Below are 10,984 nucleotides of genomic sequence, written 5' to 3'. Positions count from 1 at the left end.
CGTCTTGCTGATGTGAGGCTCCTACGGATACCGCACATTCCGTAGGAGCGCAGCGTAGTTGCGCAGGGCCCGCTGTGGTCAGCCAACGCGTTCCAGGCTGGTGTCCAGGTTTTCGCCGTCGCCTTTGTAGTCATCATGCTTGACGTCGTCGAAGCCGGCTTCGGGCAGATGGCCTTCCTCAGCGTAGAACTCATACTCGCCGTCGCGATACTCGAAGATGCTTTGGTCGTCGGGCGCGTCGCGTTGGCCATAGTTGTACATGTAGGCATCGAGGAATTCGAAGCGCTTGTCGCCGTCTTCGGTCAACAGGCCTTGTTCGGACAGCTCGGCGAACAGATCCTGCAGGTCGTCGCGATGGGCGTCCATGCGGTTGTTGTGCTTGATGTCCTCGACGATCAGGAACGGCGTCAGTGCCAGGGTCAGGGCCGCGCCTGCCCACAGCAACGGACCGGTCAGCGCGCGGGCGACGTTGGAGCCGACCAGCGCCGCTATCTGCGCACCGCCACCGGCCAGGTTGAAGGCCCCCGCAGCCACGGTGATCGCACCCTGGGCCACCACCGTCTGGTCGTTGCTGTTGAGCCCGGACTTGATCTTCAAGCCGCCCAGCACCAGGTCTGCCACACCGGCGAAGGTGTTGGCGCCGGCGTCCATGATCCGCAGAAATGCCGAGACCGCGCGGGTGCTCGGCGTGCTGCCATTGAGGCCGGGGTTCTTGGCGAAGCCGTCGCGAAAGCCCTCGGTCAAGGTCTTCATGTTGTCTTCGGACAGGTCGAGCTTTTCGGCCAGCTTCTTCTTGTCGTCTATCGGTGCAGCGTCGATAGCCGCGTTGAAGTCTTCGAGCAACTTCTTCAGGTCGCCTTCCATGATACTGAACGGGCGACCACCGCCCTGGGGCTTGTCGTTGCCGAAGATCTGCGGCAGCGATTTGTCCAGGCCGAGCATCTGGTTGACCTGGGTGCCGCGCACGCTGTCGACGATGTTGGAGCCCAGGTTGACGAAATGCTGGCCGGCACCGAGCACGCTGACCATGTCCTTGGCGATGGCCAGGCGCTCTTCAGGCGTGTCGGCCAGGCTGCCGCCCTTGCCGACCAACTGGTAGATACCCGACGCCAGCGAGATCAGGCCGCCGGCCGAACCCAGCACGCCGTTGCCGTTGAGCTCGCTGAGGGTGCGCAGCATGCTGCCATGTGCGCCTTCACCCAGGGTCTTGTAGACGTCCTTGCCCATGACCTTTTCAATGTCGGTCTGGCTCACCGTGCCGTTTTGGCTGAAGGTGGCACCCAGCTCCTTCAAGGCGCTGGCGAAGGTCTTGGCAGTCTGCTTGTTGCCAAGAAACTCCTGAACGAAGCGCTCGGTTTCCACGGTCCGACGGGGGATGTCGACGCCGCCTTTCTTCAGGGCCGCCAACAACGTCTTGATCGTGTCCTGGGTGGCTAGCGCCGTGTTCTGGTCATTGATGCCGGAAGGGTCGGCCAGCAGTTTGTCCAGGTCCATGGTGGTGGCATCGATCATCATGTGCTGGGAAAACTGTGCGGCCTTTTCGGGATCGAAAGCGGCGAGGGCGGCGTAGGTCTTGCCGATGTCGGCCTCGGCCAGGCCATCCTTGCCGTCTTTCTTGAGTTCGGCGATGTAGCGCGAATAATCCTCGGAGAAGGCCATCTCCTCGAGTTTCTCGCGCACCGCGGTCTTGTCCGGCAAGGCATCGATGGCCTTGGCCTGCTGCGCCTGGAAGTCTTTCTGAACACTCTCGGCACCGAACAGTTCGGCAGTCCGCTCGTCGACCTTGACCCGATCGATGATCGAGGACAGGTCATCGCCACTGACCTTGGCCGTGTTCTGGCCCATGGACATGTCCAGCACCACCATGTCCAGGCCACCATCGCTGGCCGCCTGGGCACGCAGGGCGTTGTAGAGCTTGGCGCGGTCGTCGTCCTTGGCGATGCTGCCGTTGTCGACGCCGGTCTTCCATTCGGCTATCAGGTTCTGCCAGGTCAGTTCGCTGACCGTGAGTTTGCGGTTGGCGTCATTGGGGTCGACCGTGCCGGTTTCCAGGTTGCCGGCGTCCAGCTCGGTAATGCTGGGCAGGTCGGCTTCCTTGCGCGCATCGTCGATCTTGCCGTCGTCGTTGCGCCGGCCCTCGTCCACAGCCACGAAACGCTCGTACAGCTGCGCATTGGTCTCCTTGGATACGATGACCTTGCGGCTGCCACCGTCGGCATCGAACACCTCGGCGCGGACCAGGCCCGGACCGACCTCGTCCTTGACGCCAATGGTGGCGCCGTCGATATCCGCGTCGGTGAAGGGGTTGTCGTCGACGCGTTCGTAGCCGTCTTGCTCGCTGCTCTTGATGCCGTCCAGGGTCTTGGCCATGTCGTCCAGGGTATCGAAGGCTTCCGGGGTCAACTCGCGGGTCACCACCACCACGCTATCGTCCTGCTTGTAGACCATCAGCACGTCGGGGTTGCTGGGGTCTCGCTCGATCGTGCGGACCTGGTCGAGGCTCGGCGCGTCCTCACTGCGCAACACGCTGGCGTCGTGAAGCTTTTCCTGCAGCTCGATCATTTCCCGCGTGTCGGGGTTCTCGATAGGCAGGGGCTGGGCCTGTTTTGCGATGCTCTTGGCGATCGCGATCAGGGCGTCGAACGTCAGCTCGGGATTGGTTTGCGGGACGACCGGATCGGTCGACGTGGCAGGCTGAAGGGTATCGGTCATCGGCTTGCTTCCTTTTGGGAGGGTGCGAATGGCGAGCGCGCGAGACAAGCGCCGAATGTCTACCGTACAGCTCGAGTGTTTAACTTTTGGGTCATCGATCAGATCAGGCGCGCGCCAACCAGAATGTCGGCCACTTCCTGGAACGTCGCGTCGGGCACGGCGTCGCCGGCCGCGCGCACGGCAATGCGGCGCGCCAGCGGCCCATTCACGGCATGGGCGATGCCCAGAACCCGCGCCTGCTCGAGCATCGCCGCCGATTCGTCCTCGCTGGCGCGACTGACGATCACTGGCACCGGTGTTTCGCCACGCACGTAGCGCAGGCCAACCGCCCACTGGCCAGCTTCACCGATCACCAGCGTGGCGTTGTGCAGCCCCCGCTTGGTGGCCAACGCGTGCATCTGTTTGCGCTGGCGTTGACGCGCCTGGCGGATCAAGGGATCACCGTCGGTGTCCTTGGTTTCGCGCTTGCGATCGCTCTTGGTCATGCGCATTTCCCGTCCGAACAGCCAGCGTTGCATCAGCACGTCCAGAGCGCCCACCAGCAGGAAGGCGATGATCAGCGTGACCAGCAGCGGCCGGAACATCTGCAGGAATGAAGCCCGCACGCACTCGGCGCCACAGCCCGAAGACTGCATCAGGCTCTGCATCCCGGTGCGGTAGACCAGCACGAACGCTGCGGCCAGCGCGCCGAGCTTGAACAGCCCCTTGAGCAACTCGATGAGGCTGCGCACCGAGAAGATTCGCTTGAACCCCGCCACTGGGCTGATGCGCTCGAACTCGGGTTTGATCGGATCGGCACTGAACACCGGTCCACCCATGGTCACCAGATTGCTCAGCACCACGGTGGCCACCGTCACGGCCAGCAGCGGCAGGGTGATGCTCAGCAGCAAGTCCACGGCCGTGCTCTGCACCCTGGGCCAGAGGCTTGCAAAGGGTTGGCTCCAGACCTGGGCTACCAGATCGACGAATGCCATGCAGCGTTGTTGCAGCTCGTCGACGACGCTGATCAGGTACAGGCTGCAGGTCAGGATGACCATGGCCGTGACCATGTCCTGGCTCTTGGGCAACTGGCCTTTCTGGCGGGCATCGCGCAATTTCTTCTGCGACGCGGGCAGCGACTTCTCTTCACTGGGCTGATCGCTCACCGCGCACCCGCCTGCACCGTGGCCTTGATCACGTCGAACGCGCCGCGCATCGCCCCCAGCTGGCTGAGCATGTAGGGGATCATGAAGCTGACGTACAAGACCATCAGGAACGAGAACAGCAGGTTTTTCACCGACAGCGACAGGTCGAACACGTGCAGCTGCGGTGCCATGCGTGCCAGGTAGGCCAGCAGCAGGTCGGCGGTGAGGATGGCGATCACCACCGGAGCGATCATCAGCACACCGGTCTGCATCACCTTGTCCAACACCCCTACGATTTCCATCACAGTACCTGCGCCCAAGGTAGGTGCTGCGGCCAGCACCGGCCACAGTTGGTAGCTGCGGTACAGCCCGTCGAGCATCAAGGTGAAGCCGCCGGACATGAAGAACAGGGTGATCAAGGTGATGCTCAGCAGCGTCGAGGTGACGCTCGATTCGCCCGAGCTCAAGGGGTCGAGCAACTGCGCCATGGTCGAGCCCCGTTGCAGGTCGATCAGCTCCCCGGCGACCTCGGCGGCCCAGAAGGGGATGCCGAAAATCAGTCCGATGACCACGCCGATGATCATTTCCTTGATCAGCAGCGCCATCAACATCAGGGTCGAGGGAGACTGCTCGCCGGACAGGGCCACGAAGATGTCCGGCGCGATCGGAATCGACACGACCACCGCGACGGCGCTGCGGATCATGCCGGTGAGCCCCAGCCGGTTGAACGCCGGGGTGATGATGATCATCCCCAGGGCGCGTGCCACGGCCATGCCGAAGGCGCTGAGCAGGGGGTAGGCCAGGTCGAGGAAGCCCGCCAGATGCTCACCGAGCATGGGCCGCCGTCACCGTGTCCATGCGGGGAAGTTGTCGAGCATCTGTCCGGCCAGGTTGACCACCTGGCTGGCCAGCAGCGGACCGAGTACCAGCAGTACCAGCATGACGGCGACCAGTTTGATGGCCTGGGGCAGCGTCTGGTCCTGGATCTGCGTCAGCGCCTGGACCAGGCCTACCCCGAAGCCCACCACGATCGCAACCAACAGGGCCGGGGCCGACAGCAACAGTACGGTCATCAGCGCGTCTTTCATTACGGTCAGGAAGATGTCCTGGCCCATCACGGTTACCTCGCGGGGAATGGGAGGCCGGCGTTCATGTGCCGTAGCTCATGATCAATCCGTGCATCAGGCGCGACCAACCGCTGACGGCCACGAACAGGAAGATCTTCAAGGGAATCGAGATCAGTGTCGGCGAGACCATCATCATGCCCATCGCCATGAGGATGTTGGAGACGATCAGGTCGATCACCAGGAACGGGATGTACAGCAGAAAGCCGATCTCGAAGGCGCGGGTCAGCTCGGAGCTCACGAACGCCGGGATCAAGACCACCAGATCGTCGTCGCGCAGGTCGGCGCGGGCTTCCGGTGACCAGATGCTGTCGGTCGCCTGCAGGAAGAACGCCCTTTCATCGGGGTTGGCGTAGCGTGACAAATGCGCCTGCAACGGCGCGCGCAGCACGTCGCCTGCTTCGCGTAGGCCGTCCACGCTTTGCAGGCTGATGGGCTGTGCTTCGAGCCGATGAAGCATTTCTCCCACCAGCGGCGTGGTGATGTAGACGGTCAGGATCAACGCGATGCCGTACAGCACCAGATTGGGCGGGGTCTGCTGCACGCCCAGTGCGTTGCGGATAAGAAACAGCACCACGGAAATCTTCAGGAATCCGGTCATGGTGACGACCACCAACGGCACCAGGCCGATGGTGGAAACCACGATGATTATTTCGATCAGGTTGGGTTGCAGCTCATTCATGGGCGACACGGCTCGTCAGGCGCACGCCAAGGCCTTCGCCCAGGGTGACCAGTTCGCCGTAGCCGAAGGCTTTGCCATTGGCGTGCAGCATGACCTGCTGACCCTCTCGATCAGGCAGGGGCAGGATGCTGCCCGAGACCAGCTCACCCAGCGCCTGCACGGTCAGCTCCAGGTGTCCAACCTCGCAGACCAGCGTGACCGGCAGGTGCGCCACGGGGTTGTCGGGGGATTGCGCCATGCTCAATGCTCCAGGCAAGGAAGAGGTAGGGGACAGGTACGGTGGATCGTCCAGGCGCAGGCCGCCGGGAATGAGTGAGGCGAAGGCGTGCAGGCGGTCGGCGATGCGCACCAGCACGCCTTGCGCGGGCCGATCGAGCATGACCACATCGCCGTGCTTCAGGCTGTGCAGCTCGGCCATGGACAGCTGCTGCCAGCCGCAGGCGACCGACACTGGCAACGCTAGCCCGTCGAGGCGATCAGGCACGCATGGAGCCTGTGTGTTCAGGAGGGTCAGCAGACGTTCGGCAGCGCCCAGGTCGAGTGCCAGGCCCAGCGTTGCCTGCCAGGATTCGCTGCCCACGCTCAACCCCAGGCGCACCGCAAGCGGATGCTGCGCCGGCGGCTCGGGGATGCACTGCAAGGGCTGTGCGGTCGCCTGCTCCAGGGCTTCGACGAGATCGAGCAACAGGTACTCGAGCAGCAGGCAGCGCTGCTCGGGGTTGGCCCCTTGCAGGCTGGTGCTCGTTGGGGCGCCAAGCGCCTCGGCCAGCCAGGCCATGGGCAGGTGCAAGGCACCTGTGTCTGGCCCGAGCTTGAAGGTAACGTCCACGCTGTCGCCGAGCGCCTCGGGCCAGGCTTGCACCTTGACCTGGCAGGCCTGGCCGCCCCAGGAAAAGTCGAGGGCGGTGCGTGGGCGCAACCACTGATTGATCGGCTCGACCGCGTGGACATCGACCGACGGGAACCGCGCCCGCCCGATCGGTAGAACGGGCAGTGGCGACCGTTTCGCGGCGCGTATAGAGCGGACCTCACCCATGGTGCGAGCCGCCTGGCCGGTCTTCGGTTTCACATTCGGCATGGTACTGCGCGCACAACCTGGCCTGGCGCAGCTCTCGTCCCAGCAGTTGCGCCATGGCCTCGCACTGGGCCTGGTGTTGATGACGCTGCTGACGCAGGGTTTCCTCGTGGGCAAGCATTTGGGCCCGTTCCTTGGCCAGCGCTTGCAGCCGCCGCGTGAACTGCTCATCCAGCCGGACGTGTTCGCTGGCCTGCCCCTGGTAGTGCTGGACCTGCCAATGATCGACGATTTCACCCACCAGCGCTGCGCCATTTCGCGCATCACGATGGGCCAGGTCCTCGCTGTGTCGGCGGTGTGCCTGAGTCAGGGCGTCCAGGCGCTTCTCCAGCTCGTCGCGGCTGCGCACCCGATGGGCGAGCGCCAGGCGGGCTTTGCGTTCGCGCAGCTCTCGCAATCGCAGCAGTGCCTGCAAGCGCTCGGCAGCGGTCATTGGAGCAACTCGAGCAGGGCGCGCACCGTGTGTTCATAGTCGCTGCAGCTGTTCGCGTCTTGGCGCAGGAACCCTTCGATCGACCCTTGCCGGGCGATCGCAGTGTCGGTCTGAGGGTCGCTGCCGACACTGTACTCGCCCACTTGCAGCAACAGCTGGACATCGGCGTACAGCGCCATGGACTGGCGGATCTGCGCTGCGCCCTGGCGTTGCAGCGGCCGCACTACGTTGTCCATCAAGCGGCTGCGGCTGCGCAATACGTCGATGGCCGGGAAATGATTCTTTTGCGCCAGGGCGGCGCTCAGCACGATGTGGCCATCGAGAATCGAGGTGACTTCTTCGGCGACCGGGTCCTGGCTGCCGTCGCCCTCGGTCAGCACCGTATACAGACCGGTGATGCTGCCCCGTGCGGCCGGTCCTGCACGTTCCAGCAGGCGCGGCAGCGCGGCGAAGAGCGATGGCGGAAACCCGCGCCGGGTCGGCGGCTCGCCCGCAGCCAGGCCGACCTCGCGCTGGGCCCGGGCGAAGCGGGTGACGCTGTCCATCAACAGCAGGACGTGCAGGCCTTGATCGCGGAAGTATTCGGCGATGCTGGTGGCCACATGGGCAGCCTGGACTCGCTCCATCGCCGGACGGTCCGAGGTGGCGACCACCGCTACCGTGCGGGCACGGGCCTGCGCACCGAGCTGGACGTCGAGCAGTTCACGGACCTCGCGGCCACGCTCGCCAATCAGCCCCAGCACGATGACGTCGGCGGCGGTGCCGCGCACGATGCTGGTCAGCAGGGAAGATTTGCCCACGCCAGGCTCGCCGAAGATACCCACTCGCTGTCCGCGGGCAATGGTCAGCAGCCCGTCGATCGCGCGAATGCCCAGTGTCAGCGGGTGCTCGATCAGGCTACGCGAGAAAGCGGTCGGAGGCTCGCCGTGCACCGGGTAGTGGCGAGCAGGGCCCGACGCTGGCGCCGGCGCCGGGCCGTCGAGAAAGTGGCCCAGGGGGTCAATGACCCGGCCGAGCAGATGATCGCCCACGCTCACGGCCAAGGGCGCGCCGGTTGGGATGACCTCGCAGCGCGTCGACATGCCTTGCAGGTCGCCGATCGGCGTGAGCAACGCTTCATCGCCCTCGAAGCCGATCACCTGGGCGGCGATCCGACGCTGGTCCAGAGGGTCGCGCAAGTAGCACAACTCGCCAATGCGGGCCATGGGCAGGCTGGCGTAGACCATGATTCCACGAATCCGGCGGACCTTGCCGCGCATCGGTCGCGGTATGGCGCTCCTCGCCCGTGCGAGCAGGTCGGGCAGCAGCTCGTCGAACGCCGCGTTCACGGCGCCGCTTCCAGGTTGGCAGGCGCGTCTGGCAGGCCGAGGGCGGCGCGCAGGCCACGCAGCTGCTCGTCGATGTCGAGATCGACCAGCGCTGCCGGGCTCGACAGCGTGGCCTGGCGCGGGCCCAGGCTGGCGTCGCCGTGGACTTCGACAACGCCCAGCAGTTCCTGCAGCAATGTGGTAACCGGCTCCAATTGAGCCGTCGGGACGCGCAGGATCAAGTGCTGCTGGTCGCGGAAGTCGCGCAGGGCGCGCTGGCAGAGTTGGGCGATCAAGGGCGCAGCGTCGAAGTCGTCCAGCACCTGACGGAGCAGTGTCAGGCTGAGTTCGGCCAGTTGTACCTGCACCGTGGCCAGATAGCGGTCGAGCGCAGTGCCGGTCTCGACCAACCGTCGACCCGCCGCTGCCTGACCCTCGGCCAGCCCTTCGGCGTACCCGGCCGCACGTGCATCCTGCGCCTGCCGGTCGGCTTGTTCGAGCATCTGGCGAGCCTGCTCTCGGGCGTCTTCCAGGAACTGTCGGCCGTCGATCCACTGTGCAGCCTCATGGGCTCGCACGATGCGCTTGGCAGGGGTCGGCAACGGGCTCGCTTCACTCATCCGGCGCCCCCTGGATCGGCGAATCGCTTCGTACCACCCGGCGCACGATGGCGGGCCCGTACTGTTCGATGCGTGCAGTGATGGGGGCGGCAGCAGCTGGATCGTCGATCTTCAATCGGTACCAGGCGGCCAGGGCGCGAGGCTGTTCGGCCAGCCAGGCGTTGACGCAGGCCTGGCCGTCACGCTCGACCGCGGTGTCGAGTTCATCGAGCGACGCCGCCAGTTCGCCGGGTGCCAATGGGCAGGCCAGGGCCTTTTCGGCCAGGGCCAGCTCGAGCAGCGCGTCGCCAAACCGCTCGCGCAGGGCGCGGACCGCGGGCGCGCGAATTTCCCGAACCAGCGCCTCGGCCCAGAACACTACCCCACAGCGCCGCGCCAAGCGCTTCGATTGCGCGGTGTCCAAGGTAGCTATGGGCACATCCTCACCCAGTGGCGGTTGCAAGGCTTCAAGTGGTTGCAGGGCGAAACGTTGTTCCAGCATTCGGGTCAGCCGCTCCTGCAGGCGTGGCTGGGCGAGCATGGCATCCAGGGTGGCGGCGGGCAGGTCGAGGTTGTCGAAGCAGGCCTGCAGGCGCGCTCGGTGCACGTTCTGCAGGGGTCGGGCGGTGAAGGCTTGCCAGCGCCGCTCATGTTCGGCTGCGGCGAGGGTACGTTGCTCCGCGCTCATGTGGCATCCACCAGGGCATAGCTGCGGGGCTGACGGGCCTGCCACAGCACATAGCCCAGTGCGCCCGCGAGGGCCACGATGCTCAGCAGCATCACGCCGAACAGGACTTTGGCTTGGGTCTGGCTGCCGTCCAGTACCCAGATGCCCATGACCGATGAGAACGCGGGAGCCTGACGCGCCTGTTCACGGGCCGCAGCCTGGACGGGAATGACCGAAACACCGTCGTAGCCCAATCCGGCAATGCCGTTGGCGACCAGGGTCTTGATCTGCGGGATCAGTGCGTTGATGTCCAGTCCGGCCTTGTAGCGAACGAACACCGAGGCGGACGAGGGGGTGATGTTGCGTTTGAGCAGGTCGTTGTCCGGCAGCACCACATGGACCCGGGCCGAGACCACGCCGTCGACCTGCGATACGGTGTGTGCCAGTTCTTCGCTCAATGCGTAGATCAACTGGGCACGCTCCTGAGTCGGCGACGACACCAGACCGTTGCTCTTGAACACCTCGCCCATGCTGGCGAAGGTCTGCTCCGGCAGGCCGGCCTGCTCCAGGATCGCCATGGCCTGGGCAAAGCGCTCCTGCGCCACGTTGACGGTCAGGCGTCCGTCTTTCTGCACCACCCGTTCGGCGGGGATACCCTCGTGCAACAGGGCGGCGACCATGGTGTTGGCCTCGCGCTCGCTGAGGTTGGTGTACAGCTGGGTCTTGCAACCCTGCACCAGGCAGGCGAGCAGCACGATGGCGAGCAGACGGCGCGCCGCGCGGTGCAGAGTCGTCGGTGGCGTAAGGTTCATCATTGACCCTTGAGCAAGGTGTTGGCAGCGCCGGACACCTGGGTGGCGCCGCGCACCACCATTTGCGTTTCGATGGAGTGATCGAACATCAGGCTCAACGACTCGACGACCTTCTGCAGTTGCGGATCGGCAGGGCCAGGGGATGGGGTCGAGTGGCCGACTGTCGGAGCGCCGGCCGGCCTATCGCTTGGCCTGGCGCCGAGGTCGGCGGCGCGCTCGGCGAAGCGCTGGGTGCGATTGAAGAAGCCGTCGAGGTTGTCCAGAACACCAGCCCCCAACTGTGCGGGGCTGGTGCCGGTAGGGGCGATGGCTGGTTGGCGGGCCATGTGTTCGAAAAGGTTCTGCGATACCTGGCCGGTGCCCACAGCATCGGCGACGGGTGGCTGTGCCGGTAGGGCGTTGGCGGCAATGGGCAGCATGGTCAGGCTCCTGTTCGACGAGAGGACGGT

General features: G+C 65.1%; 12 protein-coding genes. All 12 read right to left on the bottom strand.

What is annotated here, in order from left to right; genetic code table 11:
• Positions 1 to 78: 78 nt before the first annotated feature.
• Positions 79 to 2,712, bottom strand: coding sequence for a hypothetical protein (locus ABMD26_RS02855; protein WP_354307576.1), 2,634 nt, complete (start codon positions 2,710 to 2,712; stop codon positions 79 to 81).
• 98 nt (positions 2,713 to 2,810) lie between these two features.
• Complete coding sequence (locus ABMD26_RS02850) at positions 2,811 to 3,857, bottom strand: EscU/YscU/HrcU family type III secretion system export apparatus switch protein (RefSeq protein WP_354307574.1); 1,047 nt, start codon at positions 3,855 to 3,857, stop codon at positions 2,811 to 2,813.
• A complete protein-coding gene (sctT, locus tag ABMD26_RS02845; RefSeq protein WP_354307572.1) occupies positions 3,854 to 4,672 on the bottom strand; it encodes a type III secretion system export apparatus subunit SctT in 819 nt (272 codons plus the stop codon). The genes ABMD26_RS02850 and sctT overlap by 4 nt, the downstream gene beginning before the upstream one ends.
• A 9-nt stretch (positions 4,673 to 4,681) precedes the next feature.
• The gene (locus ABMD26_RS02840; RefSeq protein ID WP_122741901.1) at positions 4,682 to 4,951 is read right to left on the bottom strand and encodes an EscS/YscS/HrcS family type III secretion system export apparatus protein; all 270 of its coding nucleotides are present in this window, start codon (positions 4,949 to 4,951) and stop codon (positions 4,682 to 4,684) included.
• Between the two features lie 34 nt (positions 4,952 to 4,985).
• Positions 4,986 to 5,642, bottom strand: a complete 657-nt coding sequence (gene sctR, locus ABMD26_RS02835) for a type III secretion system export apparatus subunit SctR (RefSeq protein WP_122741902.1) — start codon at positions 5,640 to 5,642, stop codon at positions 4,986 to 4,988.
• Complete coding sequence (gene sctQ, locus ABMD26_RS02830) at positions 5,635 to 6,678, bottom strand: type III secretion system cytoplasmic ring protein SctQ (protein ID WP_354307569.1); 1,044 nt, start codon at positions 6,676 to 6,678, stop codon at positions 5,635 to 5,637. The genes sctR and sctQ overlap by 8 nt, the downstream gene beginning before the upstream one ends.
• On the bottom strand, positions 6,671 to 7,150 hold the full coding sequence (locus tag ABMD26_RS02825; RefSeq protein ID WP_354307567.1) for a hypothetical protein: 480 nt from the start codon (positions 7,148 to 7,150) through the stop codon (positions 6,671 to 6,673). Before ABMD26_RS02825 ends, sctQ begins: the two co-directional genes overlap by 8 nt.
• Positions 7,147 to 8,478 carry a FliI/YscN family ATPase gene (locus tag ABMD26_RS02820; protein ID WP_502948295.1) on the bottom strand — a complete coding sequence of 444 codons (1,332 nt, stop codon included), beginning with the start codon at positions 8,476 to 8,478 and terminating at the stop codon, positions 7,147 to 7,149. Before ABMD26_RS02820 ends, ABMD26_RS02825 begins: the two co-directional genes overlap by 4 nt.
• Positions 8,475 to 9,077: an HrpE/YscL family type III secretion apparatus protein gene (locus tag ABMD26_RS02815; protein ID WP_354307565.1), complete on the bottom strand. Its 603-nt coding sequence runs from the start codon at positions 9,075 to 9,077 to the stop codon at positions 8,475 to 8,477. The genes ABMD26_RS02820 and ABMD26_RS02815 overlap by 4 nt, the downstream gene beginning before the upstream one ends.
• Positions 9,070 to 9,744 carry a type III secretion protein gene (locus tag ABMD26_RS02810; protein WP_354307563.1) on the bottom strand — a complete coding sequence of 225 codons (675 nt, stop codon included), beginning with the start codon at positions 9,742 to 9,744 and terminating at the stop codon, positions 9,070 to 9,072. Before ABMD26_RS02810 ends, ABMD26_RS02815 begins: the two co-directional genes overlap by 8 nt.
• Positions 9,741 to 10,535 carry a type III secretion system inner membrane ring lipoprotein SctJ gene (sctJ, locus tag ABMD26_RS02805; RefSeq protein ID WP_354307561.1) on the bottom strand — a complete coding sequence of 265 codons (795 nt, stop codon included), beginning with the start codon at positions 10,533 to 10,535 and terminating at the stop codon, positions 9,741 to 9,743. The genes ABMD26_RS02810 and sctJ overlap by 4 nt, the downstream gene beginning before the upstream one ends.
• Positions 10,535 to 10,954 (bottom strand): hypothetical protein, encoded by a 420-nt coding sequence (locus ABMD26_RS02800; protein ID WP_354307559.1) that lies wholly within the window; start codon positions 10,952 to 10,954, stop codon positions 10,535 to 10,537. Before ABMD26_RS02800 ends, sctJ begins: the two co-directional genes overlap by 1 nt.
• Between the last annotated feature and the right edge of the window lie 30 nt (positions 10,955 to 10,984).

This window comes from Pseudomonas sp. PvP001, assembly GCF_040546375.1.
In the GTDB taxonomy this organism is placed as follows: Bacteria; Pseudomonadota; Gammaproteobacteria; order Pseudomonadales; family Pseudomonadaceae; genus Aquipseudomonas; species Aquipseudomonas coleopterorum.
Note: the sequence above shows the minus strand (reverse complement) of the source record. Positions and strands in the feature narration are given on the sequence as shown.